The sequence below is a fragment of the Microbacterium paraoxydans genome (assembly GCF_900105335.1).
Lineage (GTDB): Bacteria > Actinomycetota > Actinomycetes > Actinomycetales > Microbacteriaceae > Microbacterium > Microbacterium paraoxydans.
This window is the reverse complement of sequence record NZ_LT629770.1, coordinates 2,597,341-2,623,403: the sequence shown is the minus strand read 5'-3', so window position 1 is coordinate 2,623,403 and position 26,063 is coordinate 2,597,341. Positions and strand designations below refer to the sequence as shown.

General features: G+C 69.8%; 24 protein-coding genes and 2 tRNA genes. 13 read left to right on the top strand and 13 right to left on the bottom strand.

All coding sequences use genetic code 11. The annotated features are described in order from the left end of the window. Positions 1 to 46 precede the first annotated feature (46 nt). From BLU02_RS12870 to BLU02_RS12860, 3 genes are read right to left on the bottom strand one after another with little or no spacing between them, the layout of a single operon-like run. The gene (locus BLU02_RS12870; RefSeq protein ID WP_082749960.1) at positions 47 to 181 is read right to left on the bottom strand and encodes a methionine/alanine import family NSS transporter small subunit; all 135 of its coding nucleotides are present in this window, start codon (positions 179 to 181) and stop codon (positions 47 to 49) included. After that, entirely contained in the window at positions 178 to 1,797 is a 1,620-nt protein-coding gene (locus BLU02_RS12865; protein WP_082749962.1) for a sodium-dependent transporter, read from the bottom strand. The genes BLU02_RS12870 and BLU02_RS12865 overlap by 4 nt, the downstream gene beginning before the upstream one ends. A gap of 50 nt (positions 1,798 to 1,847) precedes the next feature. Further along, a complete protein-coding gene (locus BLU02_RS12860) occupies positions 1,848 to 2,639 on the bottom strand; it encodes an SDR family NAD(P)-dependent oxidoreductase (RefSeq protein WP_060921426.1) in 792 nt (263 codons plus the stop codon). Between the two features lie 116 nt (positions 2,640 to 2,755). Here BLU02_RS12860 and BLU02_RS12855 point away from each other — a divergent pair, with 116 nt between their 5' ends. After that, positions 2,756 to 3,247, top strand: a complete 492-nt coding sequence (locus BLU02_RS12855; RefSeq protein WP_060921425.1) for a MarR family winged helix-turn-helix transcriptional regulator — start codon at positions 2,756 to 2,758, stop codon at positions 3,245 to 3,247. Positions 3,248 to 3,313: 66 nt separating this feature from the next. On the opposite strand, the gene BLU02_RS12850 is transcribed toward BLU02_RS12855, so the two are convergent. Beyond that, positions 3,314 to 3,402, bottom strand: a tRNA-Ser gene (locus BLU02_RS12850). A 162-nt stretch (positions 3,403 to 3,564) separates the two neighbouring features. Between BLU02_RS12850 and BLU02_RS12845 the strand changes: the two genes are divergently transcribed. Next, complete coding sequence (locus BLU02_RS12845) at positions 3,565 to 4,272, top strand: potassium channel family protein (protein ID WP_082749959.1); 708 nt, start codon at positions 3,565 to 3,567, stop codon at positions 4,270 to 4,272. A 6-nt stretch (positions 4,273 to 4,278) separates the two neighbouring features. Here the strand turns inward: BLU02_RS12845 and BLU02_RS12840 are convergent, their stop codons facing one another. Then, positions 4,279 to 5,283, bottom strand: a complete 1,005-nt coding sequence (locus tag BLU02_RS12840; protein ID WP_025104562.1) for a LacI family DNA-binding transcriptional regulator — start codon at positions 5,281 to 5,283, stop codon at positions 4,279 to 4,281. A 148-nt stretch (positions 5,284 to 5,431) separates the two neighbouring features. Between BLU02_RS12840 and BLU02_RS12835 the strand changes: the two genes are divergently transcribed. Genes BLU02_RS12835 through BLU02_RS12795 form a run of 9 tightly spaced genes read left to right on the top strand, consistent with a single transcriptional unit; the run spans position 5,432 to position 16,069 of the window. Next, complete coding sequence (locus BLU02_RS12835; protein ID WP_060921424.1) at positions 5,432 to 6,949, top strand: sugar ABC transporter ATP-binding protein; 1,518 nt, start codon at positions 5,432 to 5,434, stop codon at positions 6,947 to 6,949. Then, on the top strand, positions 6,946 to 7,965 hold the full coding sequence (locus tag BLU02_RS12830; RefSeq protein WP_060921423.1) for an ABC transporter permease: 1,020 nt from the start codon (positions 6,946 to 6,948) through the stop codon (positions 7,963 to 7,965). The genes BLU02_RS12835 and BLU02_RS12830 overlap by 4 nt, the downstream gene beginning before the upstream one ends. Next, positions 7,962 to 9,065, top strand: coding sequence for an ABC transporter permease (locus BLU02_RS12825; protein WP_060921422.1), 1,104 nt, complete (start codon positions 7,962 to 7,964; stop codon positions 9,063 to 9,065). Before BLU02_RS12830 ends, BLU02_RS12825 begins: the two co-directional genes overlap by 4 nt. Continuing rightward, a complete protein-coding gene (gene rhaS / locus BLU02_RS12820; protein WP_025104566.1) occupies positions 9,062 to 10,093 on the top strand; it encodes a rhamnose ABC transporter substrate-binding protein in 1,032 nt (343 codons plus the stop codon). Before BLU02_RS12825 ends, rhaS begins: the two co-directional genes overlap by 4 nt. Before the next feature lie 56 nt (positions 10,094 to 10,149). Continuing rightward, complete coding sequence (locus BLU02_RS12815) at positions 10,150 to 10,530, top strand: L-rhamnose mutarotase (protein WP_060921421.1); 381 nt, start codon at positions 10,150 to 10,152, stop codon at positions 10,528 to 10,530. Continuing rightward, positions 10,527 to 11,693 carry an L-rhamnose isomerase gene (gene rhaI / locus BLU02_RS12810; RefSeq protein WP_060921420.1) on the top strand — a complete coding sequence of 389 codons (1,167 nt, stop codon included), beginning with the start codon at positions 10,527 to 10,529 and terminating at the stop codon, positions 11,691 to 11,693. Before BLU02_RS12815 ends, rhaI begins: the two co-directional genes overlap by 4 nt. 4 nt (positions 11,694 to 11,697) lie before the next feature. Then, positions 11,698 to 12,546: an alpha/beta hydrolase fold domain-containing protein gene (locus BLU02_RS12805; RefSeq protein WP_060921419.1), complete on the top strand. Its 849-nt coding sequence runs from the start codon at positions 11,698 to 11,700 to the stop codon at positions 12,544 to 12,546. Between the two features lie 47 nt (positions 12,547 to 12,593). Further along, the gene (locus BLU02_RS12800; RefSeq protein WP_060921418.1) at positions 12,594 to 14,630 is read left to right on the top strand and encodes a bifunctional rhamnulose-1-phosphate aldolase/short-chain dehydrogenase; all 2,037 of its coding nucleotides are present in this window, start codon (positions 12,594 to 12,596) and stop codon (positions 14,628 to 14,630) included. Beyond that, entirely contained in the window at positions 14,627 to 16,069 is a 1,443-nt protein-coding gene (locus BLU02_RS12795; protein ID WP_060921417.1) for a rhamnulokinase, read from the top strand. The genes BLU02_RS12800 and BLU02_RS12795 overlap by 4 nt, the downstream gene beginning before the upstream one ends. Positions 16,070 to 16,076: 7 nt before the next feature. Here BLU02_RS12795 and BLU02_RS12790 read toward each other — a convergent pair whose 3' ends face one another. The 4 genes from BLU02_RS12790 to serS all read right to left on the bottom strand — a co-directional run bounded on the left by BLU02_RS12790 (position 16,077) and on the right by serS (position 19,633). Then, complete coding sequence (locus BLU02_RS12790) at positions 16,077 to 17,336, bottom strand: LCP family protein (RefSeq protein ID WP_060921416.1); 1,260 nt, start codon at positions 17,334 to 17,336, stop codon at positions 16,077 to 16,079. 47 nt (positions 17,337 to 17,383) lie between these two features. Next, positions 17,384 to 17,468: transfer RNA gene (locus BLU02_RS12785), tRNA-Ser, on the bottom strand. Positions 17,469 to 17,510: 42 nt separating this feature from the next. Continuing rightward, a complete protein-coding gene (locus BLU02_RS12780; RefSeq protein ID WP_060921415.1) occupies positions 17,511 to 18,332 on the bottom strand; it encodes an HAD family hydrolase in 822 nt (273 codons plus the stop codon). Next, positions 18,329 to 19,633: a serine--tRNA ligase gene (gene serS / locus BLU02_RS12775; protein WP_060921414.1), complete on the bottom strand. Its 1,305-nt coding sequence runs from the start codon at positions 19,631 to 19,633 to the stop codon at positions 18,329 to 18,331. The genes BLU02_RS12780 and serS overlap by 4 nt, the downstream gene beginning before the upstream one ends. A gap of 97 nt (positions 19,634 to 19,730) precedes the next feature. On the opposite strand from serS, the gene BLU02_RS12770 reads away from it, so the two are divergent. Beyond that, positions 19,731 to 20,729, top strand: a complete 999-nt coding sequence (locus BLU02_RS12770; RefSeq protein ID WP_060921413.1) for a diacylglycerol/lipid kinase family protein — start codon at positions 19,731 to 19,733, stop codon at positions 20,727 to 20,729. A 12-nt stretch (positions 20,730 to 20,741) separates the two neighbouring features. On the opposite strand, the gene BLU02_RS12765 is transcribed toward BLU02_RS12770, so the two are convergent. From BLU02_RS12765 to BLU02_RS17630, 3 genes are all read right to left on the bottom strand, one after another. Then, positions 20,742 to 21,488 carry a hypothetical protein gene (locus BLU02_RS12765; protein WP_060921412.1) on the bottom strand — a complete coding sequence of 249 codons (747 nt, stop codon included), beginning with the start codon at positions 21,486 to 21,488 and terminating at the stop codon, positions 20,742 to 20,744. A gap of 57 nt (positions 21,489 to 21,545) precedes the next feature. Beyond that, entirely contained in the window at positions 21,546 to 23,006 is a 1,461-nt protein-coding gene (cls, locus tag BLU02_RS12760; protein ID WP_060921411.1) for a cardiolipin synthase, read from the bottom strand. Between the two features lie 89 nt (positions 23,007 to 23,095). Next, on the bottom strand, positions 23,096 to 23,269 hold the full coding sequence (locus tag BLU02_RS17630; protein ID WP_167627854.1) for a hypothetical protein: 174 nt from the start codon (positions 23,267 to 23,269) through the stop codon (positions 23,096 to 23,098). A gap of 112 nt (positions 23,270 to 23,381) precedes the next feature. On the opposite strand from BLU02_RS17630, the gene BLU02_RS12755 reads away from it, so the two are divergent. After that, a complete protein-coding gene (locus tag BLU02_RS12755) occupies positions 23,382 to 24,497 on the top strand; it encodes a DUF4192 domain-containing protein (protein WP_060921410.1) in 1,116 nt (371 codons plus the stop codon). Between the two features lie 11 nt (positions 24,498 to 24,508). Here the strand turns inward: BLU02_RS12755 and lysS are convergent, their stop codons facing one another. Next, positions 24,509 to 26,041 (bottom strand): lysine--tRNA ligase, encoded by a 1,533-nt coding sequence (lysS, locus tag BLU02_RS12750; RefSeq protein ID WP_060921409.1) that lies wholly within the window; start codon positions 26,039 to 26,041, stop codon positions 24,509 to 24,511. Positions 26,042 to 26,063: the final 22 nt, after the last annotated feature.

The following is a 26,063-nucleotide window of genomic DNA, read 5'->3' as shown; positions in this document are numbered from 1 at the left end:
CATCCGCGCACCCGACCGTTCCGACCCGATGCGATCGGGTCGGTGCTCAGAGCTCGGTCGGGACTGCGGGCTCCGTGTCCTCCATCTCGGGGTGACGGGCGAGGTTCACCACGGCGGCGATGAGACCGCCCCACACCGTGACCATGGCGATGATCATCATGACGATCGCGGTGGTGGTCATGCGCCCGCTCCCTTCTTCTGCGCCGCCGGGACGGCGATGCTCGTCGTCTCGGGGTCGGCGGCGTACTCCTCCTGGTCCAGGAAGTCGTCGTACCCGACGTCGTCCTTGGCACGGGAGCGCCTGCTCCACGGCACCAGCGACAGCAACACTCCCCCGATGACCAGCGCGATGACCATGCCCCAGCCGAACAGGCCGAGGAACCAGCCGGGGTAGCCGCTGTACGGCTCGGCGATCTTCGTCAGGAGTTCCGTGATCAGCAGGTACCCGAGCACGAGCGGTGCGAGGACACCCACGAGCAGGCGCCAGAGCAGGCCGACGCGGAAGCTCGAACGGCGGTTCAGGTGGTCCTGCAGCTGCGGCAGCTTGTGCAGCACCCAGGCCACGACGATCACTGCGACGAGAGCGACCGCCATGATGCCGAAGGCGTTGACGAAGGCGTCGGTCGTGTCGAGGACCGACAGCGCGGTGGTGGTGGAGAACAGGGCGGCGGAGATGATGGCCAGCGGGATCGAGACGACGAGGGTGGTGCGCACCCGCGCCCAGCCGAGCTTGTCCTGCAGCGCCGCGACGATCACCTCCAAAATCGAGATCATCGAGGTGATCCCGGCGAAGACGAGGGCGCCGAAGAACAGCACGCCGATGATCGAGCCGCCGGTCGCCTGCGACACGATCGTGGGGAACGCGACGAACGCGAGACCGATACCCGAGGTGGCGACACCGGAGACATCCGTGCTCTGCGCCTGAGCCATGAACCCGAGGGCGGCGAACACGCCGATGCCGGCGAGGATCTCGAAGCCGGAGTTGGCGAACGCGACCACGAGACCGGACCCGGTGAGGTCGGTCTTGCGCTTGAGGTAGGACGCGTACGTCACCATGATCCCGAACGCGACGGACAGCGAGAAGAAGATGTGCCCGTAGGCGGAGGCCCACACGGCCGGGTCGGCGAGCGCTTCCCAGTTCGGCGTGAAGAACGCGTTGAGGCCGTCCAAGGCGCCAGGGAGGAAGAGGGCCTGCACGACGAGCACCGCGAACATGAGGGTGAGCAGCGGCATCAGGATCATGTTGGCGCGACCGATGCCGCGCTTGACGCCGAGCGCCATGATGATGATGACGATCAGCCACACCGCGATCAGCGGTAGGCCCACCTGCGGCACGAACTCGCCGGACAGGCCGACCTCCGCGACGTCGGCGGACTGCAGGAAGTCGACGAAGAAGAAGTCGTTCTCGTTGCCCGCGCCCCAGGTCAACTGCGCGGAGAACCAGGTGTACATGCCCGCCCACGCGACGATCACCGCGTAGTACACCGCGATGACGACGCAGATCAGCACCTGCCACCAGCCGAGCGGTTCGGCGGCCCGGTGCAGACGCCGGAACGCGAGGGGCGCGGAGCCCCGGAACCGGTGGCCGATCGCGTAGTCGAGGAACAGCAGCGGGATACCGGCGGTCAGCAGCGCGCACAGGTACGGAATGAGGAACGCACCGCCGCCGCCCTCGTAGGCGACGTAGGGGAAGCGCCAGATGTTCCCGAGACCCACGGCCGAGCCGATCGCCGAGAGGATGAACACGTTCCGCGAGCCGAAGGCCTCGCGCTGCGGCGTCTGGGTGGGTCTAGGCATGCCCGCGAGGATACCGGAAGCCATGGGCCCCGGCGAGTGACGCGCTCGGGTCAGAGCATCGCCGTCAGCACGCCCCCATCCGCCCGCAGCGCGGCGCCGTTCGTCGCGGAGGCCCGGACGCTGGAGAGGTAGACGACGAGGTCGGCGACCTCGGTCGGATCGAGGAAGCGCTCCAGGAGTGTGGTCGTGTTCTGTCCGATGATCGACTTTTTCATCAGGTCCACGGAGACGGACTGGGCTGCTGCGACGGCGGCGACGCTCGCCGCGACGCTCTCCGAGTAGGTCGGGCCACCCAGGACGGTGTTGACCGTCACGCCGGTGCCGCGGGTGAGCTTGGCCAACCCGTTGCCCAGGGCGATCATCGCCGCCTTCGTCACGCCGTAGTGCACCATGTCGGCCGGGACGTTGACGCCGGACTCGCTGCTGACGAAGACGATGCGCCCCCAGCCCCGTTCCCGCATCCCCGGCAGGAGAGAGCGGGAGAGACGCACTCCGCTCATCACGTTCACCTCGAAGTAGCGCGCCCAGTCCTCGTCGGTGATGTCGGCGAAGTCGGCGAGTCCGAAAAGACCGACGTTGTTGACGAGGACGTCGACGTCGCCGAGCTGCTCCGTCAGCCGCGCTACCTGCGACGGGTCGGTGAAGTCCGCGGCGATCCCGGACACGGTCACCTCCGGGTGCGCGAGGGCCAGCACGCGCACCGCCGCGTCGACCCGTCCCTCGTCACGACCGTTGATCACGACATCGACCCCCTCGGCGGCGAGAGTGGACGCGACCGCGTATCCGATCCCCTGGCTCGATCCGCTGATGAACGCCCTCTTGCCGCGCAGCCCCAGTTCCATCCGTCTCCCTCTCACTTCCGCGGACCACCCGCTTCACTTGCCTGAGCAAGTCATCCTAGTCTCCACTTACTTTCCCAAGCAAGCAAAGAGCACGGATCGACCGCTACGGTGGAGGAATGTCGCCATCCTCCCGCGCCCCCTTGAACGCCGACGAGATGGACGTCTGGTCGGCGCTCGCGACGCTCCTCGAACGGCTCCCCGCGGCCCTCGACGCGCAGCTGCAGCACGACAGCGGACTGACCCACTTCGAGCACGGCATCCTGTACGCCCTCGACGCTGCACCGGAGCGCACGCTCCGCCTCAGTGTCCTCGCCGGCTACGCGAACAGCACACTGTCCCGGCTCTCCCGTGCGGTCACCCGCCTGGAGGCGAAAGGCTGGATCCGGCGCGAGGTCGATGCGGAGGACGGGCGCTTCACCCTCGGCATCCTCACCGACGCGGGCCACCGGAAGGTCGAGGAGTCGACCCCCGCGCACCAGGCCCTCATCCGCCGCGTCGTCTTCGACACCCTGACCCCGGCGCAGGCCCGGCAGCTCGGCGCAGCCAGCCGGAAGATCTCAGCCGCGCTCTCCCCCGACCCGACCTGGGCGCCGGGGGCGAAGGCGTGAGGAGGGCCCGCCCGCACGCGAGAACACGAAAGCCCCGGCGAGCGGACTCGTCGGGGCTTCTCTGTGCGGAGACGAGGGGATTTGAACCCCTGGTCCCCGTAAGGGGACTCCACCTTAGCAGGGTGGTGCACTAGGCCGGACTATGCGACGTCTCCAGGCATCCGGCTCGAGAGCACGGATGCACCCCACCATCATAACGGGTCCGACGCGTGGTCACGAACCGCCGGTGTCGGATGCTCCCCGGAGCGGCCCGGTCGCCCTGCGATACTGGCCGCACGTTGCGAGGGTCCGGCCCCGCGGACGCGAGAGGAGTCGCCATGTCCGAGTCATCGGGAGCGCACGTCCGCGCGGGGTTCGCCGCCCCGGCCGACCCGAGGCGCGGCGCCCTGGGCTATGCCGCGGTGCTCGCCCTCCTCATCGTTTCGTACGGGCTGTGTGCGGCCCAGCCCGGCACGGTCCCCAGCCCCTGGGCGTTCCTCGCGATGCTGGTCACGGTCGCGATCGTGTTCCGCGTGACCAGGGCGCACGCCCTCGTGCAGCGGGTGTCGTGGGTCGTGCTCTCGGCCGCGGGCCTGGCCGCCCTTCTCGCGGCGTTCTTCGCCACGGACAGCCCCGCCCTCGCCGTCGCCCTCTCCGCCGCCTCCATGATCGCGCTGCTGGTCGCGCCGTGGGCCATCATCGCGCACCAGGTCACCCGCCGAGGCCTCGACGTCGAGGCGCTCCTGGCCGCGGTGACCGCGTACATCCTCGTCGGCATGTTCTTCGCCTTCGTCTACAACCTGCTGTCGCTGCTACTGCCGACCCCGCTGTTCGGGGATGCGGCGAACGACTCGCTCGGCAATCAGCTCTTCTTCTCGTTCACGGCACTGACCACGACGGGCTACGGGAACCTCGTCCCCGTCGGACCGGGCGTGCAGGCGGTGGCCGTCGCCGAGGGGATCACCGGGCAGCTCTTCCTCATCACCGCCGTCGCCCGCATCATGCGGGGTGCGAGCGCGCAACGCATCACCCCGACGCCGGCCTGATCGCGGTCACTCCCCGGTCGTCGAGCGGCGGGCGACGAGCTCCGGCCGGAACAGCACGTGCTCCGGCGCCGGTGCCACCTCGTCCTGTCCCCGCAGCAGCAGGTCGACGGCGGTCGAGCCGATGAGGGCGGCCGGCTGCCGCACCGAGCTGAGCGGGATCACGGCGGCCGCGGCGAAGTCGATGTCGTCGTAGCCCACGAGTGCGATGTCCTCGGGGACCCGGGCGTCGCCGGTCATCACCAGGCTCTGCAGGAGGCCCAGGGCCAGGAGGTCGTTCGCCGCGAAGACCGCGTCCGGCCGATCCCCCGGGGCACGGTCGAGGATCTGGGCGCCGGCCCGGCGCCCCTCCTCGACGGTGAGCGCGGAGGTCGGGATGAACTCCAGCCCGATCCCCGCCGCGGCTGCCGCGGCCTGCGCGCCGCTCAGGCGGTCGGAGACCTGGCGCAGCGCGACCGGGCCGCCGACGAAGGCGATCCGGCGACGGCCGACCGCCAGCAAGTGCTCGGTCGCGATGCGTCCGCCCTCGACGTCGTCGACGGCGACCGAGGCGAACCGCTCATCCTGCGATTCCCGGTCGACGAGCACCGCGTGCGTCCCGCGCTCGTGCATCCGCACCAACCGCGGCAGGGACTCCGCCACGGGAGTGACGAGCACGCCGGTCACCCGCTGCTCCTCGAAGAGATCGAGATGCATCGCCTCCCGCTCCTGCTTCTCGTCGCTGTTGGCGACGAGAACGGAGAGTCCGTGCTGGTCGGCGCGCTCCTCGGCTCCGCGGATGACCTCGGCGAAGAACGGGTTGCGGATGTCGAGCACGACGAGGCCGATCGTCCGGCTGCGCCCCGCCCGGAGCTGCCGCGCCGCATCGTTGCGCACGAACCCGAGGCGGTCGATGGATGCCTGCACACGCGCGACGGTCTCCGCGGCAACCTTCTCCGGCCGGTTGAGCACGTTCGATACGGTCCCGACGGAGACACCCGCGTCCTCGGCGACCTCCCGCACGCTGACGGCCATCGCGCCCTCCCTCCGGTTCCCGCCGCTGAAACGACTCATCCGCGGGGATCGCCTCAGACTCTCATGTCGTATTGACACGCGTCAACACAGCCCCTAGTCTCATCTGCATCAGGGTTTGAAACGATTCATTCCCTCAATGGAGAGAGAAATGATGTCCTCACCCACGACGGCGCCCGTGCTCGAGCTCGCCGACGTCCAGAAGGCGTTCGGGTCGGTGATCGCCCTGCGCTCCGGCACCATCGCCGTCCACCCCGGCTCCATCCACGCGCTCGTCGGCGAGAACGGGGCCGGCAAGTCCACGCTCGTGAAGATCGTCGCCGGCCTCTATCAGCGCGACGGCGGGGTCTTCCGCCTCCGCGGCGAGGAGGTCGACTTCACCTCGACCGCGCAGTCGAAGGCCGCCGGCGTCGCGGTCATCTACCAGGAGCCGACGCTCTTCCCCGATCTCTCCGTCACCGAGAACATCTTCATGGGGCGCCAGCCGACCGGGCGGTTCGGGCGGATCGACCGCAAGGCCATGCGCCACGAGGTCGAGCGCCTCTTCACCCGCCTCGGCGTCACCATCGACCCCGACCGCCCCGCCGAGGGCCTGTCGATCGCCGATCAGCAGGTCATCGAGATCGCCAAGGCGGTCTCCCTCGACGCCACGCTGCTCATCATGGACGAGCCCACCGCGGCGCTCTCCGGCGTGGAGGTGGAGCGGCTGTTCGCGATCGCCCGGAGCCTGCGCGATGAGGGACGCGGCCTCATCTTCATCTCACACCGGTTCGACGAGGTGTTCGCGCTCTGCGACACCGTGACGGTCATGCGGGACGGCGCGTACATCGCGACCTCCGCCATCGCCGACACCACGGTCGACGAACTCGTGCACCAGATGGTCGGCCGGGAGGTGTCCGAGCTGTTCCCGAAGCAGGAGGCGACGATCGGCGAGCCGCTGCTCGAGGTCGAGGGCCTCACGAGCCCCGGCCTCTTCCACGACATCTCGTTCTCCGTCCGTGCGGGCGAGATCGTCGGGCTCGCCGGCCTCGTCGGCGCCGGGCGCAGCGAGGTCGCCCGCGCGGTCTTCGGCGTGGACGGGTACCGCGAGGGCAGCGTGCGCATGAAGGGCCGCCGCATCCGCGCCCGCCGTCCGGTGGACGCGATGCGCGCCGGTCTCGCCCTCGTCCCCGAGGACCGCCGGAAGCAGGGCCTCGTCATCGAAGCCGGCGTCGGCGGGAACATCACCCTCGCGATCCGCCGGCGTCTCGCCCGCCTCGGCCTGCTCACCACCGCGATGGAGAACCGCGCCGCTCGGGAGTGGGCCTCGCGGCTCGAGGTGAAGACGCACGCCCTGGACACCGTCGCCGCGACGCTCTCCGGCGGCAACCAGCAGAAGGTCGTCCTCGCGAAGTGGCTCGCCACGCAGCCGCAGGTGCTGCTCATCGACGAGCCCACCCGCGGCATCGACGTCGGCACCAAGTCCGAGGTGCACCGCCTGCTGTCCCAGCTCGCCGGTCAGGGCATGGGCATCCTCATGATCTCGTCCGAGCTGCCCGAGGTACTCGGCATGGCCGACCGGGTGCTCGTGATGCGCGAAGGTCGCATCACGGCCGAGATCCCCCGCTCGGAGGCCACCTCCGAGAACGTCATGTTCGCCGCGACGCACGCATCGGAGCTCAGCTCGTGACCACCGCCATCCCCGTCTCCGCGCTCACCAAGCGCATCTCCGGTCTCGGCAGGGCCCGAGAGTTCGGCATCCTCCTCGCCCTCGTGCTCGTGGTCACCGCCGCGACCCTCAACAACCCGAAGTTCCTGTTCAGCGCCGACGGCTGGCGCGACCTGCTGCTGACGCCGTCGATCCTCGTGCTCGTCGCGGTGGGACAGGCCATCGTCCTCATCACGCGCAACGTCGACCTGTCCGTGGGTTCCGTGATGGGTCTGACCGCGTACCTGACCGGTCGGCTCTTCATCGACATCCCCGGCCTCCCGATCGTCCTGGTCGTGGTCGCCGCCGTGGTGCTCGGCGCCCTCCTCGGCCTCGTCAACGGCGCGCTCGTCGCGTACGCCAAGGTGCCGGCGATGGTGATCACCCTCGGCACCCTCTACGCCTACCGCGGCATCAACGTGCTGTGGACCGGCAGCGACCGCGTGAACGCCTCCGACATGCCGCGCGACTTCCTCGCCCTCGGCACAGGGCAGCTCCTCGGCATCCCGATCCTCGCGATCGTCGCGGTCCTCGTACTCGCCGTCGCCGCATGGTACATGAAGAACACCCGCGGCGGCCGGGAGTTCTACGCGATCGGCTCCGACCCCGCGGCGGCCGAGCTCTACGGCCTGCGCGTCACCCGCCGCGTGCTCACCGCGTTCGTCCTGTCGGGAGCTCTCGCCGGACTCGCCGGCGTCTTCTACGCGGCCCGGTACGGCACCATCAACTCCCAGGCGGGAGCGGGATGGGAGCTGGACGCGGTGGGCGCGGCCGTCATCGGCGGCGTCGCGATCACCGGCGGCATCGGCTCGGTGTGGGGCGCCGCGATCGGCGCCGTGCTGCTGCTGACCATCAACCGCGCACTGCCGATCCTCGGCATCCCCGACTTCTGGCAGCGTGCCGTCGTCGGCCTGCTCATCATCGGCGCCATCGTGCTCGACCGCGTGCTCGCGGTGCGGCAGAGACGGCGGCTCATCGAGGCGAGGGACGAATCATGACCACCGCGACCGCCACCGCGACCACCCGCGTCATCCGCGACTACGACAAGCCCCTGTGGCGCCGGCTCCTGCTCACGCGCGAGGCCGCGATCGTCGGCCTGCTCCTGCTCGTCGCGGTCGTCTCGGCCTCCAGCATCCGCGGGTTCGGACAGCCCATCACGCTGACCTACCTGCTGCTCGACATCGCGCCGATCCTCCTGATCGCCCTGCCGATGACCCTCATCATGATCACCGGCGAGATCGACCTCTCGGTGGGCAGCATGGTCGGGCTGTCCAGCGTCGTCACCGGCGCGCTGGTGCAGGCCGGGCTCCCGTTCGAGCTCGCCGCGCTCGCCGCGCTCGTCGTGGGCGTGGTCGGCGGAGCGTTCAACGGCTTCCTCGTGACCGTCGTCGGACTACCCTCGCTCGCCGTCACGATCGGCACGCTCGCCCTCTTCCGCGGCCTCGCCGTCGGGCTGCTGGGCACGGCCGCCGTCACCGACTTCCCGGAGTTCTGGACGGCTCTCGCCAAGGCGAAGATCGCAGGCACCCCGATCCCCGTCATCACGATCCCGTTCCTCCTGCTCGTCGCGGTCTTCGCGATCCTGCTGCACTTCACGCCGTTCGGCCGCGGGGTGTACGCGATCGGTCTGTCGAAGGACGCGGCGCACTTCTCCGGTGTGCACGTCGAGCGCACGAAGCTCATCCTGTTCGTGCTGTCCGGAGCGGTCGCCGCGTTCGCCGGCATCTTCTATACGCTCCGCTACGGCAGCGCCCGCGGCGACAACGCCACCGGCCTCGAGCTCCAGGTCATCGCGGCCGTCGTGCTCGGCGGGGTGTCGGTGTTCGGCGGTCGCGGCAAGATCTACGGCGTCATCGCCGCCGCCTTCCTCATCGGGGCGCTCGCGAGTGCACTCCGCCTGGTGAACGTCACCTCCGACGTCATCAACATCATCACCGGCACGCTCCTCGTGATCTCGGTGGTGGCCGCAAGCTTCCTGGCCTGGCTGCAGAAGGCACGCCGCCGACCGGGCAGACCCCCCGCCGGTGCCGCCACAGCGACGAAGGCACCGATGGACGCCGCGCCCGCGGCATCTCCCGACGAAAGGAACGAACAATGACGTTTGCACGCAAGCGTGTCACCGCCTTCGCCGCCCTCGCGGTGGCGGCGGCGGTCGCACTGACCGGCTGCGCCGGCTCCACCGACGGCGGAGGAGACGGCGGCGGCGACGGGGCGGACGCCTCGATCACCTTCTTGCCCAAGAACCTCGGCAACCCGTACTTCGACACGTCCAGCGAGGGCGGCAAGAAAGCCGTCGAGGAGTTCGGCGGCACGTTCTCCGAGGTCGGCCCTGCCGAGGCCACGCCCGACGCCCAGGTCAGCTACATCAACACGGCCACGCAGCAGGGTGTCGGCGCCCTCGTCGTCTCGGCCAACGACCCGCAGGCCATCTGCGACGCGCTGAACGAGGCCAGGGACGCCGGCGTCAAGGTCGTCACCTTCGACTCCGACACCAACACCGACTGCCGCGACCTGTTCATCAACCAGGCCGACTCCGAGGGCATCGCGAAGGTGCAGATCGACCTCATCGCCGAGCAGATCGGCGGCGCCGGGGAGATCGCCATCCTCTCCGCGTCGGCCAACGCCACGAACCAGAACGCCTGGATCGAGCTGATGGAGGAGTACGTCGCCAGCGAGTACCCCGACATCACGATCGTCGAGACGGTCTACGGCGACGACGACGACCAGACGTCGTTCGACAAGACGGCCGCGCTGCTGCAGACCCATCCGGACCTCAAGGGCATCGTCTCGCCCACCACGGTCGGCATCGCCGCCGCGGCGCGCTACCTGTCGACGTCCGACTTCAAGGGCCAGGTCGCGCTGACCGGACTCGGCACCCCCAACCAGATGCGCGAGTACGTGGAGGACGGCACCGTCACCGCCTTCGCGCTATGGAACCCGGCCGACCTCGGCTACCTGGCCGCTTACGCCGCCCAGGCCCTGATCGCCGGCGACATCACCGGCGAAGAGGGCGACACCTTCGAGGCCGGCGACCTCGGCGAGTACACCGTCGGCGCCGACGGCGTCGTCCTGCTGGGCGACCCGTTCGTGTTCGACGCCGACAACATCGGCGACTTCGACTTCTGAGTCGCCCTCCGGCCGGCGCTCCCTGCGGGCGCCGGCCGGACCCCGAGAGGAATCGCATGACCCGCGTCGCCTTCCAGCTCCAGGTGAAGCCCGAGCTGCTGCCCGAGTACCTCGCCCGTCACACACCGGTGCGCCCGGAGATGCTCCGCGAGATCGCGGCCGCCGGACGACGCGACTACAGCCTCTTCCTCGGAAGCGGTGGCGTGCTCTTCGGCTACTACGAGACCGATGACGACGCGGCCGCGCAGGCGTACCTCGCCGCCTCCCCCGTCGCCGCACGCTGGGAGGCCGAGATGGCCCCCTTCTTCCTCGACCTCGACGGCCGTCCCGATCAGGCCGCAACCCCTCTCACCGAGGTGTTCCACCTCGAAGACCAGCTCGCCGCCGCCGGCGAGAGCGCCACACCCGCCACCGACAACGAAGGCCGTGCATCGTGAGCATCCTCACCCCCGACATCCTCGCCGCGCTCGAGAAGCAGAGCATCGAGCTGCCCAGCTGGGCGTTCGGCAACTCCGGGACCCGGTTCAAGGTGTTCAGCACTCCCGGCACGCCCCGCGACCCGTACGAGAAGATCGCCGACGCCGCGCAGGTCCACGCCCACACGGGGCTCGCCCCGACCGTGGCGCTGCACATCCCGTGGGATCTGGTCGACTCGTTCGACGATCTGCGCCGTCATGCCGAGGACCACGGCGTCGCCCTCGGCACCGTGAACTCCAACACCTTCCAAGACGACGACTACAAGTTCGGCGCCCTCACCCACGAGGATGCGGCCGTGCGCCGCAAGGCCATCGACCACCACCTGGCCTGCATCGACGTCATGGACGCCACCGGCAGCCGCGACCTGAAGATCTGGCTGGCCGAGGGGTCGAACTACCCGGGTCAGGCCGACCTGCGTGGACGCCAGGATCGCCTGCACGACTCGTTGCAGCAGATCTACGCGCGTCTCGGCGACCACCAGCGCCTCGTGCTCGAGTACAAGTTCTTCGAGCCGGCGTTCTACCACACCGACGTCCCGGACTGGGGGACGTCCTACGTGCAGGTGACCGCCCTCGGCGACAAGGCGATGGTCTGCCTCGACACCGGTCACCATGCGCCGGGCACCAACATCGAGTTCATCGTGATGCAGCTGCTGCGCCTCGGCAAGCTCGGCTCGTTCGACTTCAACTCCCGCTTCTATGCGGACGACGACCTCATCGTGGGTGCCGCCGACCCGTTCCAGCTGTTCCGGATCCTGTTCGAGGTGATCCGGGGCGGCGGGCTGAACAACCCCGACGTGGCCTTCATGCTGGACCAGTGCCACAACATCGAGGACAAGATCCCCGGGCAGATCCGCTCCGTCCTGAATGTGCAGGAGATGACCGCGCGCGCCCTGCTCGTCGACCGCGAAGCGCTGGCGACCGCCCAGCGCAGCGGCGACGTGCTCGCGGCGAACGCCGTCTTCATGGACGCCTTCTCCACCGACGTCCGCCCGGCCCTGGCCGCGTGGCGAGAGGAGCGCGGGCTGCCTGTGGACCCGATGGCGGCGTACGCGGCCTCCGGGTACGGGCAGCGGATCGCGGAGGAGCGCGTGGGTGGCGTGCAGGCGGGCTGGGGAGCCTGAGCGTATGAGCGCGCACGACATCCACGATCACGTCTTCGACGGGCCGCACGGGCCGCTGCGCGTGCGCGTCTACTCCCCGGAGTCGCCGAGCGGCCACGGCTTGGTGTGGGCTCACGGCGGCGGATTCGCGGGCGGGGACATCGACATGCCGGAGGCCGACGCCGTCGCACGGGCGTTCGCAGATCGCGGAATCGCGGTCATGAGCGTGGACTACGCCCTCGCCCCGATGACAGCCGAGTGGAGCGCACGCCTCGGCGCGGAGAGGCGCGGCGGCGTGCACTACCCCGTCGCGCACGAGGAGATGGTCTCCGCGTTCCGCTGGGCCGCCATGTCGGACGTCGCGTCGCGAGGTTGGGCGATCGGCGGAGCCAGCGCAGGCGGCAATCTCGCCACCGGCGCGGCGCTCCGCCTCGCGCACGAGGGCGGCGCCGTGCCCGCACTCGCCGTCCTCGCGTACCCGACCCTGCAAGCGGTGCAGGCCGCTCCCGACCCGGAGCTGCGTGCCCTGCTCGACGGAGATCCCTCCGCGGACGTGTTCACCCCCGATTTCGTGCGCGGCATGTACGAGAACTACCTCGGGAGCGACCCCGACACGGCGGACGTCTATGCCGTCCCCGGCACCGCAGAGCCCGCAGCACTCTCCTCCTTCCCGCCCACCATCATGGTCAACGACGAGACCGACGAGCTCCGAGTATCCGGCGAGGCGTTCGCCCGCTCCCTCGCCGCTGCCGGCGTCGAGGTCGAAGTCGTCGTCGAGCCGGGCACCACCCACGGCCACCTCAATCGCCCCGAGGAATCCGCTTTCGCCGCGACGATCGATCGGTTCGCGGCTCGGATCCTGCAACTCCCCTGACTCTCCGGCGTCGACCGGGCATCTTCACTCACGAACCGAGGACTCACATGACGAACCCCACCGCCGCCGAACTGATCGCGCGGAGCAACCGCCTGGGCGCCGACCCGAAGAACACGAACTACGCGGGCGGCAACACCTCCGCCAAGGGCACCGAGATCGACCCGGTGACGGGGCAGCCGGTCGAGCTCCTCTGGGTGAAGGGCTCCGGCGGTGATCTCGGCACCCTGACCGAGGCCGGCCTCGCGGTCCTCCGCCTCGACCGTATGCGCGCGCTCGTCGACGTCTATCCGGGGGTCGAGCGGGAGGACGAGATGGTCGCCGCGTTCGACTACTGCCTGCACGGCAAGGGCGGCGCCGCCCCCTCGATCGACACCGCGATGCACGGCCTGGTCGACGCCCCGCACGTGGATCACCTCCACCCCGACTCGGGCATCGCGATCGCCACCGCGGCCGACGGCGAGGAGCTCACGACGACGATCTTCGGCGATCGGGTCGTCTGGGTGCCGTGGCGCCGCCCCGGCTTCCAGCTCGGACTGGACATCGCGCAGATCAAGGCGGAGAACCCGCAGGCCATCGGCACGATCCTCGGCGGCCACGGCATCACGGCGTGGGGCGACACCTCGGAGGAGGCGGAGGCGAACTCCCGGTGGATGATCGACACCGCCGCCGCCCACATCGCGGAGCACGGCTCCCCCACACCGTTCGGCGGCACGCGATCGGGCTTCGAGGCCCTGCCGGAGCCGGAGCGCCGCGCACGGGCGGCCGCCCTCGCCGGCACCATCCGCGGGCTCGCGTCGACGGACAAGCCGATGGTCGGCCACTTCACGGACAGCGACGTGGTCCTCGACTTCCTGGCCTCCGAGAAGGCTCCGGCCCTCGCCGCTCTCGGCACGAGCTGCCCCGACCACTTCCTGCGCACCAAGGTCAAGCCGCTCCTCCTCGACCTGCCCACCACCGCGACCCTGGAGGAGCAGACGGAACGCCTGCGGGAGCTCCACGCCGCCTACCGCGCCGACTACCAGGCCTACTACGACGCCTACGCGACCGCCGAATCCCCCGCGATCCGAGGTGCGGATCCACTCATCGTCCTCGTGCCCGGCGTCGGGATGTTCTCGTACGGAGCGAACAAGCAGACCGCACGGGTCGCCGGAGAGTTCTACGTCAACGCGATCAACGTCATGCGCGGTGCCGAGGCCTTGTCGGCCTACACCCCCATCTCCGACGCGGAGAAGTTCCGCATCGAGTACTGGGCGCTGGAGGAGGCGAAGCTGCAGCGGATGCCGAAGCCGAAATCCCACCAGGGCCGCATCGCCCTCGTCACCGGTGCCGCGAGCGGGATCGGCAAGGCCATCGCGACGCGCCTCGCCGCGGAGGGCGCCTGCGTCGTCATCGCCGACCTCGACCTGGACAAGGCCAGAGCCGCGGCCGCCGAGCTCGGGAACGAGGACGTCGCCATCGGCGTGGCCGCCGATGTCGCCGACGCCGACGCGGTGCAGGCGGCGATCGACGAGGCGGTGCTCGCGTTCGGCGGCCTCGACCTCGTCGTGAACAACGCGGGTCTCTCGCTGTCGAAGCCGCTGTTGGAGACGACCGAGAAGGACTGGGATCTCCAGCACGACGTGATGGCGAAGGGCTCGTTCCTCGTCTCGAAGGCGGCAGCCCGGGTGCTCATCGATCAGGGACTCGGCGGCGACATCATCTACATCTCCTCCAAGAACTCCGTCTTCGCCGGTCCGAACAACATCGCGTACTCGGCGACGAAGGCCGACCAGGCGCACCAGGTGCGACTGCTCGCGGTGGAACTCGGCGAGCACGGCATCCGGGTCAACGGGATCAACCCCGACGGCGTGGTCCGCGGTTCCGGCATCTTCGCCTCCGGGTGGGGAGCGAACCGGGCGGCCACCTACGGCGTCAAGGAAGAAGACCTGGGCCAGTTCTACGCCAACCGCACCATCCTCAAGCGCGAGGTCGTCCCCGAGAACGTCGCGGACGCCGTCTTCGTGTTGACCGGTCCCGAGCTGAGCCGGACCACCGGTCTGCACATCCCCGTCGATTCCGGCGTCGCCGCGGCGTTCCTGCGATGACCGACGACCGCTCGCCCGCGACCGCACGACACGTCCGTGCGGTCGCGGCGGTGGATCTCGGCGCCACGAGCGGCCGCGTGATGATCGGCCGGGTGGGGCCGGGCGTCCTGGAGCTCGAGCCGGTCTCCCGCTTCCCGAACGGCCCAGTCACCCGCGCCGACGGTCTGCACTGGGACTTCGACGCGCTCGTCGCCCATGTGCTCGACGGCCTGGCCGAAGCGGTCAGCCGGGAACCGGGGATCGAGTCGATCGGGATCGACTCGTGGGCCGTCGACTACGGCCTCCTCCGCGCCGGAGAGCTGCTCGCGGAGCCGTTCCACTACCGTGACGATCGCACCGCTCGAGGGGTGGCCGAGGTGCACGCCCTCGTCCCGTTCGACGACCTCCACGCGCGCAACGGCCTGCAGTTCCTCCCGTTCAACACGCTCTACCAGCTCCGGGCGGACGAACTCCGGCACGACGCCGACACCGCACTCCTCATCCCGGACCTCCTCGCCTTCCTCCTCACCGGCGCCCGCGTCGCCGAACGGACCAACGCCTCGACGACGGGGCTGCTGGATGTGGAGTCCGGCACCTGGGACCGGTCGCTCGCGACCCGCCTCGGCATCGACGCCTCCCTCCTGCCGGACCTCGTCGACCCCGGCATGGTCATCGGTCGGCTGCGCCCCGAGGTCGCGGAGCGCATCGGCGCGGATCTGCCGGTGATCGCCGTGGGTTCGCACGACACCGCCTCGGCGGTGGTCGCCGTCCCGATGACCTCGCCCCGTGCCGCGTACATCTCCTGCGGCACCTGGGGGCTGGTCGGGGTCGAGCGGGTCGAGCCGATCCTCACGGGGGCGGCAAGGGACGCCAACTTCACCAACGAACGCGGCGTGGACGACCGCTTCCGCGTCCTCCACAACGTGACCGGACTCTGGCTCCTCAGCGAGACCGTGCGAGCCTGGGAAGACGAGGACGGAGCGCCCATCGACCTGTCGGGGCTGCTCGCCGAAGCTGCTGCCGCGGCGCCGCCGTCGGGGGTGTTCGATGCGAACGACCCCGCGCTCTCGGCCCCCGGCGATATGCCTGCGCGTATCAGCGATCTCCTGCGTTCCCGCGGCACCACCGTCCCCGCCTCGCGTCCCGCGTTCGTCCGGCTCGTCGTGGAGAGCATCGCCACCGCGTTCGCCGACGCCGTCCGGACGGCGGGCGGTCTCGCCGGGCACCCCGTCGACGTCATCCACCTCGTCGGGGGCGGGTCCCTCAACCGGCTCCTGTGCCAGGCGACGGCGGACCGCACCGGGGTTCCCGTCCTGGCCGGCCCCGTCGAGGCGACGGCCCTCGGCAACGTCCTCATGCAGGCGCGGGCGCTCGGCGCGGCGCCTGCCGAGCTCTCGGAGCTTCGCGCCCTCGTGGCGACGACGCACCCGCCGACGGTCTACCGCCCGCGGAGCGCCTGAGCGCTGATCAGCGCACGTTGCCGTTCGAGCACGTCTGCTGCGCGGCGGAGTTGCCCTTGATCGAATCGGGCAGCGCCACGACGTCCGGAGCGGTCGTCGGGGTCGGCGTCGCCTCCTGCGTCGGGGTGGTGGGCTCGGCGGGCTCGGTGGGTGTCGTCGGCTCCTGCACGACGACACCGTCGTTGCTGGTGTTCTCGTGCGTGATCTGCAGCTGGGCGTTGGCCTCGATCGCGTCCCAGAGCGCCGCGGCGGCCTCGTCGTTCGGCACGACCTTGTTCGGGTCGTCCCAGTCCTCCAGGGTCGGGTACTGCACGAACACGATGTCCTCGAACGGCACCGACTTCACGGCGAGCGCGATCTTCACCATCGTCATCGGATCGGCGAGCGACGTGCTCGTCTCCAGGTTCTGGATGCCCGTGTTGGCGAGCTTCAGCATCACCGGCACGTTGCCCAGCACCTCGCCGCTGATGAGCTTGCGGGCGAGGCTCGACATGTACTGCTGCTGGTTGCCGATGCGGCCCAGGTCGCTGCCGTCGCCGACGCCGTGACGGGTGCGGAGGAACTGCAGAGCCTCGAGCCCCTGGACGGTGTGCGTGCCGGCTGCCATGTCGAGACCCGTGTAGCGGTCGCGGATCGGGTTGGCGAGGCAGACGTCGACGCCGCCGATCGCGTTGGTGATCTCGATGACGCCGCCGAACGTCACGGAGGCGGCGAACTGCACCTCCTGGTCCGTGAGGGCCGATATCGTGCGGACGACGCAGTTCAGTCCGCCGTCGGTGTAAGCGACGTTCAGGGGCTGCTTGCTCATCGCGGCGGTGGCGTTGCCGTCCTCGTCCTCACAGGACGGGATGGGGATCATCAGGTCGCGCGGGAAGCTGACGACCGTGATCCGCCGCGGCTCCTCCGAGACGTGCACGAGCAGATTCACGTCGTTGAGGGTGCCCTCGGCATCCCCGCCGGTGCACCGATCGCCGAAGTACTGCTTGTAGTCGTCCTCGCACGTGTCGACGCCGGTGAGGACGAGGTTGAAGCCGCCCTTGTACTCTCCGATGTCCGGCGGCACGTCTTCCTGCCCGTCGAGGTCGACGGCGTTCGCCGAGACGGTGCTGGAGAAATCGAGGTAGAAGTAGGCCGCGACGCCGATGCCGCTGACGAGGACCACCGCCATGCTGATCGCGAGAAGCCGGAGGAGCTGGCTGACGGCGCCGGGCGAACGCAGCTGACCATGTCGCGCGACGGTGCGGCGGCGGCGGGTGTTGTCGCTCACTCGGGCCCTTTCGGATTCAGCGCGGCGGGGGTACCGCGCTCAGGAAGCGGAGGGTGTGGGATTCGAACCCACGAGACATCTCTGCCCACTGGTTTTCAAGACCAGCTCCATCGGCCGCTCGGACAACCCTCCCGACAGAAGCATCTGTCGACCAGGCGCGAGTCTAGCCGAGTTCTATTCTCCGGCGTCGACCTGGGCGGGCGCTGGAAGCGTGTCCAGGGCGCTGGCGAGCCCTCCCTGCTCCACGTCGGCGGTAATCTCCCCCGCGGCGTCCTTCACCTCGACCGGCGCCTGACCCATCGCCACGGCGCGCCCACCGCCGCTGCGCGCCCAGCCGAACATGCCGATGTCGTTGCGTCCGTCTCCGGCGACGAGCACGCGCGCGGCGTCGAGACCGAGCTCGTCGCGCACGCGTTCCAGGGCCGTGCCCTTGTCCACTCCCTGCGGTGCGATGTCCAGCCAGGCCGTCCAGCCGATCGCATACGAGACCTCGTTGAGCCCGGCATCGGCGACGAGCCGGTGGAAGTCGTCCTCGTCGTGCCCGGGCGAAACGACGACGATCCGGGAGACGGGGAGGGCCCCGAGCTCCTCGAAGTCGACCTGACGGCCGCCGTCGAGCGTCCAGTCGTCGAGCTGCTCGGTGAACAGCCGCTGCCCCGAGCCGAGCTCCACCATGTACCGCGCGTCCGGGAGCCGGTCCCGCAACAGCGCCAGCACGGGTGTCGGGTCGAAGGTCTCGACGTGCCAGCGCTCCCAGTCGTCCCCGTCGCGGCGCATCGTGACGGCGCCGTTGGAGCACACCACGTACTCGGCGGTGAGGCCGAGCTCCTCCACGTAGCGACGGGTCGCCATCCAGCTGCGACCGGTCGCGATGGTCACCACGTGTCCCGCGTCGCGGACGCGGGCGACGGCCTCAGGAACACCGGGGCTCATCGTCTCGTCCTGCAGGAGGATGGTCCCGTCGACGTCGAGGCCGACCAGCCAGGGCGCCGTCACCGGGTGCTCTGCTCGTCGGCGAGCGGGCGGATCACCTCGAGTCCGCCGAGGTAGGGGCGCAGGACCTCGGGAACCCGCACCGAGCCGTCCGCCTGCTGGTGCGTCTCGAGCAGGGCGACGATCCAGCGCGTCGTCGCGAGCGTGCCGTTGAGGGTCGCGACGTGCTGGGTCTTCGGCGCCGTACCGCCCTCCTCCACGGCAGGGCGGTAGCGCACGTCCAGACGACGCGCCTGGAAGGTCGTGCAGTTCGAGGTGGAGGTCAGCTCGCGGAACGCGCCCTGTGTGGGCACCCAGGCCTCGATGTCGTACTTCCGCGCCGCGCTCGACCCGAGGTCTCCCGCGGCGACGTCGATCACCCGGTATGCGAGGCCGAGCGAGGTCAGCATCTCCTCCTGCAGCGCGACGAGGCGCAGGTGCTCGGCCTCGGCGTCCTCAGCCGTGGTGTAGACGAACATCTCCAGCTTGTTGAACTGATGCACGCGGATGATGCCCCGGGTGTCCTTGCCGTGCGAGCCGGCTTCCCGGCGGTAGCACGTGGACCATCCGGCATAACGGAGGGCCCCGCTTGCGAGGTCCACGATCTCGTCCTTGTGATACCCGGCAAGAGCGACCTCGCTGGTGCCGACGAGGTAGAGGTCGTCGTCCTTGTCGAGGTGGTACACCTCATCGGCGTGCTCCCCCAGGAACCCCGTGCCCTGCATGATCTCAGGGCGCACGAGGGTGGGCGTGATGAGGGGGACGAAGCCGTTCTGCAACGCCTTGTCGAGAGCGAGGTTCATGAGCGCGATCTCGAGTCGGGCACCGATCCCGCGCAGGAAGTAGAAGCGCGCACCGGAGACCTTGGCCCCCCGCTCCATGTCGATGGCGCCGAGAAGCTCACCGAGCTCGAGGTGGTCGCGCGGCTCGAAGTCGAACGCCGGGACCTCGCCCACGCGACGGAGCTCGACGAAGTCCTCCTCGCCGCCGGCCGGGACGCCGTCGATCACGACGTTCTCGATCCGCGCGAGTGCCGTGGCAGCGGCCTCGGCCGCTTCGTTCGCCGCGTGCTGGGCCTGCTTGACGCGGTCCGCGAGGTCTTTGGCCTGCGCGACGAGGGCCGCCTTCTCCTCCTTGGGCGCCTTCGCCACCTGCTTGCCGAACGCGTTCTGCTCGGCGCGCAGCTCCTCGAACGCGGCGAGCGCGGCGCGGCGCGATCGGTCGGCCTCGAGTGCGACGTCGACGGTGCTCTGGTCATTGCCACGGGCAGCCTGCGAACGGCGGACGATCTCCGGGTTGTCGCGGAGGAGTGCGAGGTCGATCATGCCGCAAGTCTACGAGGTGTGCGCCCGGGGACCGGGCTGCCGGGTATCCCTCCACCCGTGCTGCTCTCCTCGGACGATGCCGGTCTAGAGTAGCGCCATGACCACGAGTCCTCCCGTTCTGAAGCAGGCGGCGCTCGTGTACAACCCGGTGAAGATCGACGGGAAGCGTCTGCGCGCCCAGGTCCGCGACCTGTCCCGCGAGGCCGGATGGGACCACCCCGCCTTCTACCCCACGACCGTGGAGGACGCGGGGCAGGGAGCGACGGCGGAAGCGCTCGCGCGCGGGGTGGACGTCGTGCTCGTGGCCGGCGGCGACGGCACGGTGCGGGCGGTCGCCGAAGCCATCGCCAATACGGGCGTGCCACTCGCGATCCTCCCGAGCGGCACCGGGAACCTTCTCGCGCGCAACCTCGGTCTCCCGCTGGCCGACCCCGCGGAGATGATCCGTGCCGCCCTCGGCGACTTCCACCACCCCATCGACATCGGCTGGGCCCGGATGACCAGGGAGGACGGCGGCGAGGAGGAGCATGCGTTCGTCGTGCTCGCCGGCATCGGCCTGGACGCCGACATGATCGCGAACACCCGTGCCGATCTGAAGAAGTCCGTCGGCTGGATCGCCTACGTCGACGGCGCCGCCCGGTCACTCCCCCGCGCGAAGCCCTTCCGCGCGGTCTACCAGATCGGCACAGGGCGCCTGCACTCCACGAAGGTGCACAGCATCCTGTTCGCGAACTGCGGCACCCTTCCGGCCGGCATCTCCCTGATCCCCGACGCGTCGATCACCGACGCGACCCTCGACGTCGCGGTCATCCAGCCGACCGGCGTCCTCGGCTGGCTCGGCGTCTGGCGCAAGATCTGGTGGGACAACTCCGTGCTGCGCCGGTTCCGTGCCGGACGGCTCGTGCTCGAGCGCCGTGGCACGGACGCGTCCGTCCATTACTTCCGGGGCGCCCGCGCCGAAGCTGCGGCGCCCGCCCCCACGCCCATCGAGCTCGACGGCGACGAGTTCGGCGAGGCCGTGCGCGTCACCTGCCGTGCCGACCCCGGCGCACTCCTGCTGGCTCTGCCCACCGGGCACCCGGTGCACATCCTCTGAGGAGTCGCCTCCTCAGCGCACGTCGACAGTGCCCTCCAGACCGCCGCCGACCAAGGTCAGCTGGAACGGACCATCATCATCGACCTCGTCCTCGGCGAACTCGATCACCGTGCCCCGCGGCGCCATGTCCATGGTGCACACCTGGTTCTCGTCGGTGACGAACGTGACGGTCCCCGTGGACCCGTCGGCCTCGACGGACTCGACGACCGGAGCACAGCTGGAGGATCCCCAGGTCAGGAGGACGAGCCCACCGTCGTCGAACCAGCCGGCCGAAGGCTGATACTCGGTCGACGATCCCGGTGTCGCCGTGGCGTCGGGATCGGCATCGACGTCGATCTCGTCGAGCAGGTCCCCGTACGTCACGACGAGAGTGATGTCCTTCGTCGGGTCGACCCCCTCGGGCAGCGCGCCCAGGCTCGCGCGCGGTGCGAGGTCGGCCGTGCAGGCCTGTTCCGTCGCACCATCGGCGTCCGGCTCGACGAGGGTGACCGAGACCCGCTGTCCCTCGGCGGTGATGTCGTCGACCTGGGGCAGGCACGTCGAGGATCCCCAGCTCACGATGGCGAACATCCGTCCGTCGTCGAGGAGCGTCGCGTCCATGTCGTCCTGGTCGTCGCTGCTCCCCGCACTCCCGGGACCGCTGGACGGGTCGGACGTCGAGTGCGGTGCCGCTCCGCCGGGACCGACCGTGCAGCCGGCGAGGACGAGAGCGGCGGCGAGCGCGGAGGACACGGCGATCACAAGCCTGCGGGGAGTCATGCCCTCAGGCTAGCGGCGGGTTCCCCCGCCCGAAATGGGGCTTGACGAAATGCGCGGTCACTGCAGCGCGGAGGTCAGCCGTGCCAGGTTGTCGAGCACGGTGGAGCGCAGGGGCTGCTGCATCCATTCCTCGAGGGTCAGCTCCCGGCTCAACGACCGGTACTTGTCCTCGACCTCGCGCATCTCGGCGACGAACTCCTGGCCGCGGACGAGCATCGAGACCTCGAGGTTCAGGCCGAACGAGCGCATGTCCATGTTGCTCGACCCGATGACGGCCACCTCATCGTCGATCGTGAGGCTCTTCGTGTGGAGGATGTAGGGCTTCCGGTACATCCAGATCCGCACCCCCGCGCGCAGCAGCGCTTCGTAGTAGCTCCGCTGGGCGTGGTAGACCATCGCCTGGTCGCCCTCCTCAGAGACGAACAGCTGCACCTCGACACCGCGGTCCACGGCCGCGGTGACCGCCAGCAGCAGAGCCTCGTCCGGGACGAAGTACGGGCTGACGATCATGATCTGCTTCTTCGCCGCGTAGAGGAGCGCGAGGAACAGGCGCAGGTTGTTCTCGACCTCGAAGCCGGGACCGGACGGCACCACCTGGCAGTCCAGGTCCCCCGATCCGATGTTGGCGTGAGAGATGTCGATCTCCTCCAGCACGACATCGGTCTCGCTGTACCAGTCGCTGAGGAAGATCGCGTTGACGCTCAAGACCACCGGTCCGTCGAGCCTCACCATCAGATCGACCCAGTGCAGACCGCGTCGGATGTTCTTCGGCAGGTTGTAGGTGGAGTCGGTGATGTTCTGCGATCCCAGGAAGGCGATGTTGCCGTCCACGACGAGCAGCTTGCGGTGATTGCGCAGATCAGGGCGCTGCATCTTGCCCTTGAGTGGCTGCACCGGGAGCATCAGATGCCACTCGGCGCCCATCTCGTTGAGACGGGCGATGGTCTGGCGGTAGCGCGGCTTGCCGCGGTTCGCCCAGTGGTCGAGGAGCACGCGCACGGCCACACCCCGAGCAGCCACCTCTTCGAGGGCGCGGAAGAAGTTGTCCGTCGAGTCGTCGGACTGCAGGATGTAGAACTCGACGTGCACGTAGTCCTGCGCCGTGCGGATCGCCTCCGCCATCTCGTCCAGTGATTCCTGGTAGTCGGAGATGAGGTGCGCGCCGTTGTCGCCGGAGAGCGGCAGAGCGCCGAGGCGCTGATTCATCTGCACGATCGGCCCGAACCAGGCGGGGGCGTTCGGCCGGAGCGTCCCGAAGTGGAGGTGCTCGCTGGTCTCCGCGATGTACTCGTTGATCTGCTCCTGCTTGCGGCGCCGCGCACGCGGCAGGCGGGGGTTGCCGATCAGCAGGAACAGGAAGACGCCGACCACCGGGATGAAGAACACGGCGAGGAGCCAGGCCATCGCCGCGGTGGGCCGGCGGTTGCGCGGGATGACGATGATCGCGGTGACGCGGATGATGATGTCGAGCACCAGCACGAAGGCGGCGACCCACCAGCCCCAGGACTCCGCGGTCATCACGCCCCCTCACCTACACCGGGGATCGTCGTCACCCCGGGTCGCGCCGGACCCGGCGCGCTCGCTTCACAGTAGCGGATGGGGCGGACTCAGGCCCGCGGAGGCAGTCCGCGCGCGGCGCGTTCCTCGGCCTCGATCTGCGCGTGGACCTTCCGCTCCGTGCGGTCGAACCGGAGGATGCCGCGGAGAACGACGAAGAAGACGATGCTGACGCCGACCGTCGGCAGGAGCGACCATGCCGCGGCGAGCCAGAAGTTGTCCATGCCTCCATCGTACGCGAGCGACTACTCGTGCACAGGCGCCGCTTCACAGGAATCTCGTCCACATCGCGCCGGACCCGCTCCGACGGAGACGGGGGCACGCGAACCTATCCTCATGACAACCGTGCTCCGCGCCTCCGACTCCGCCCAGTTCCTCGGCATCGTGCCCGCCCTCGCAGGGTTCACGCCGCACGAGAGCATCGCCCTCCTCCCGTTCCACGGCAGCCGCAGCGACGGGGCGATGCGCCTCGATCTGCCCGACGCCGCCGTTCCTCCCCTGCATTACGCCGCCGCGGCCGTCGAGTTGCTCGGCCGCGTCCCCGGTACGGATGCGCTGGCCGTCGTCGTGTACACCGATGAACCACCCCAGACGACGCCAGATGGCCTCGTCCTCCCTCAGGCTGTGACGGTGGACACCCTTCTCGGATGTGCCGAGGAAGCGGGGCTGCGTACCGTCGAGGCCCTGTGTGTGACGCCCGAGGGATGGGCCCGGTATGACGACGAGGATCCGACGCTGCATCCCTTGTCGGACATCGTTCCGCCGCCGGATGCCTCCTCCCTCGGCGACGTCTCCGGCGATCAGTTCTCCGGCGCGGGGCTCCCGCCGGTCTCCGCCGCGGAGGAGGACCAGATGGCGCGCATCCTGCGCGGGCTCGACGCCGCCCTCGCGCCAGGGCAGGCCGACCCCTCTCGTTCCGCAGAGCCGGAGGTGATCTCGGCGTGCGCGCTCCTCGACGACATCCCCGCCTTCCTCGAGTCAGTGGTCCATCACCACGACAGTCTGCGGCCGTTCGACACCGCAGCGCTCGTGTGGTGTCTCGGACGTCCGCCGGTGCGCGATGCGGCGATCGCCCAGTGGGCCACCGATCACCGTCGGGGCATTCGCACCATGGAGGCGCAGCTGGCTTTCGCCGCCTCCGGCGCGCCGGTGCCCGACGACATCGGACGAGTGTTCCTCGGCCGCGGCCCGGCGCCGGACGGGGAGCGCCTCCGCGCGGCGCTGCACGCCGTCCGAGACGCCACCGCCCTGGCACCGCGGGCAGCACGCCCCGGCCCGCTCACGGTCGCGGCCTGGCTCTCCTGGGCGCTCGGCCGGGCCACGCACGCAGGTCGCTACCTCGACATGGCGAGGGAGATCGATCCCGGGTACAGCCTCGCGCTGCTGCTGGACACCATGATGTGCGGCGCCGTTCTGCCGGAGTGGGCGTTCCACGGGCGGCGTGGAGCGTGAGCGCGTCGCTTCTACTTGACCAGCGGGAAGAGGATGGTCTCGCGGATCCCGAGGCCGGTGATCGCCATCAGGAGTCGATCGATGCCCATCCCCATGCCCCCGGACGGCGGCATGCCGTGCTCGAGAGCCCGCAGGAACTCCTCGTCGATCGGCATGGCCTCGACATCGCCTCGCGCGGCGAGCTTCGCCTGCTCGACGAAGCGTTCGCGCTGGATGACGGGGTCCACGAGCTCGGAGTAGCCGGTCGCCAGCTCGAAGCCCCGGATGTAGAGGTCCCACTTCTCCACGACGCCCTCGACGGACCGGTGTTCGCGCACGAGGGGAGACGTGTCGACGGGGAAGTCCATGACGAAGGTCGGCCGCACGAGGTCACCCTTCACGAAGTGCTCCCAGAGCTCCTCGACCAGCTTCCCGTGCGTGGCCTGAGGCGGCACGTCGACCCCGTTCGCCTCAGCGAAGGCGATCAGGTCGTCGACGGAGTCCGCGGGCGTGACCGTCCGTCCGGAGGCGGCGGAAAGGGACTCGTACATCGAGATGCGGTCCCACTCGCCGCCCAGGTCGTACTCGGTGCCGTCCGCCCAGGTAACCGTGGTCGACCCGGCGACGGCGACCGCGGCCTGCTGGACGAGTTCCTGCGTGAGGGCCGCCATCTGGTTGTAGTCGCCGTAGGCCTGGTAGGCCTCGAGCATCGCGAACTCCGGGCTGTGCGTCGAGTCGGCGCCCTCGTTGCGGAAGTTCCGGTTGATCTCGAACACCCGCTCGATCCCGCCCACGACCGCGCGCTTCAGGTACAGCTCCGGCGCGATGCGGAGGTAGAGCTCGGTGTCGAACGCATTGGAGTGGGTGACGAAGGGGCGGGCGGATGCACCGCCGTGCTGCACCTGCAGCATCGGCGTCTCCACTTCGAGGTACCCGTGGGCGGCGAAGGTCGCCCGCAGGCTCGCGTTCACCGCCGCGCGCGCACGCACGGTCGTCCGCGCCTGCTCACGCACGATCAGGTCGAGGTAGCGGCTGCGCACACGCCCCTCTTCGCTGAGCTCGGCGTAGGCGTTGGGCAGCGGCAGGATCGCCTTCGACGCGATGGTCCAGTCGTCCGCCATGATCGACAGCTCACCGCGGCGGCTGGAGATGACCTCGCCGTGCACGAAGACATGGTCACCGAGGTCGACGTACTCCTTCCAGTCGGCGAGCGACTCCTCGCCGACATTGGCAAGGGAGATCATCGCCTGGAGGCGGGTGCCGTCGCCGGCCTGGAGCGTGGCGAAGCAGAGCTTGCCGGTGTTGCGGCTGAACACCACGCGCCCCGCGACGCCGACGACCACGCCGGTCTCGGCGCCGGGCTCGAGGTCGCCGTACTCCGCACGCAGTGCGGGGATGCTGTGCGTCACCGGCACCGCGACAGGGAAGGCGCCGCCGCCGGCGTCCGAGCGCTTCTCGATCAGACGCTCGCGCTTGGCGAGGCGGACGGCCTTCTGCTCGTGGATGTCCTCTTCGGTGGAAGGGGCGGCCGAGGCCGTTTCGGGCGCGGCGGGCGCATCAGTCATGTGCGGGGCTCCTTGGAAGTCC

Coding starts and splice junctions, on each gene's coding strand:
- BLU02_RS12870 (WP_082749960.1), bottom strand. CDS start 181: ATGACCACCACCGCGATCGTCATGATGATCATCGCCATGGTCACGGTG.
- BLU02_RS12865 (WP_082749962.1), bottom strand. CDS start 1,797: ATGCCTAGACCCACCCAGACGCCGCAGCGCGAGGCCTTCGGCTCGCGG.
- BLU02_RS12860 (WP_060921426.1), bottom strand. CDS start 2,639: ATGGAACTGGGGCTGCGCGGCAAGAGGGCGTTCATCAGCGGATCGAGC.
- BLU02_RS12855 (WP_060921425.1), top strand. CDS start 2,756: ATGTCGCCATCCTCCCGCGCCCCCTTGAACGCCGACGAGATGGACGTC.
- BLU02_RS12845 (WP_082749959.1), top strand. CDS start 3,565: ATGTCCGAGTCATCGGGAGCGCACGTCCGCGCGGGGTTCGCCGCCCCG.
- BLU02_RS12840 (WP_025104562.1), bottom strand. CDS start 5,283: ATGGCCGTCAGCGTGCGGGAGGTCGCCGAGGACGCGGGTGTCTCCGTC.
- BLU02_RS12835 (WP_060921424.1), top strand. CDS start 5,432: ATGATGTCCTCACCCACGACGGCGCCCGTGCTCGAGCTCGCCGACGTC.
- BLU02_RS12825 (WP_060921422.1), top strand. CDS start 7,962: ATGACCACCGCGACCGCCACCGCGACCACCCGCGTCATCCGCGACTAC.
- rhaS (WP_025104566.1), top strand. CDS start 9,062: ATGACGTTTGCACGCAAGCGTGTCACCGCCTTCGCCGCCCTCGCGGTG.
- BLU02_RS12815 (WP_060921421.1), top strand. CDS start 10,150: ATGACCCGCGTCGCCTTCCAGCTCCAGGTGAAGCCCGAGCTGCTGCCC.
- BLU02_RS12805 (WP_060921419.1), top strand. CDS start 11,698: ATGAGCGCGCACGACATCCACGATCACGTCTTCGACGGGCCGCACGGG.
- BLU02_RS12800 (WP_060921418.1), top strand. CDS start 12,594: ATGACGAACCCCACCGCCGCCGAACTGATCGCGCGGAGCAACCGCCTG.
- BLU02_RS12795 (WP_060921417.1), top strand. CDS start 14,627: ATGACCGACGACCGCTCGCCCGCGACCGCACGACACGTCCGTGCGGTC.
- serS (WP_060921414.1), bottom strand. CDS start 19,633: ATGATCGACCTCGCACTCCTCCGCGACAACCCGGAGATCGTCCGCCGT.
- BLU02_RS12770 (WP_060921413.1), top strand. CDS start 19,731: ATGACCACGAGTCCTCCCGTTCTGAAGCAGGCGGCGCTCGTGTACAAC.
- BLU02_RS12765 (WP_060921412.1), bottom strand. CDS start 21,488: ATGACTCCCCGCAGGCTTGTGATCGCCGTGTCCTCCGCGCTCGCCGCC.
- cls (WP_060921411.1), bottom strand. CDS start 23,006: ATGACCGCGGAGTCCTGGGGCTGGTGGGTCGCCGCCTTCGTGCTGGTG.
- BLU02_RS17630 (WP_167627854.1), bottom strand. CDS start 23,269: ATGGACAACTTCTGGCTCGCCGCGGCATGGTCGCTCCTGCCGACGGTC.
- BLU02_RS12755 (WP_060921410.1), top strand. CDS start 23,382: ATGACAACCGTGCTCCGCGCCTCCGACTCCGCCCAGTTCCTCGGCATC.
- lysS (WP_060921409.1), bottom strand. CDS start 26,041: ATGACTGATGCGCCCGCCGCGCCCGAAACGGCCTCGGCCGCCCCTTCC.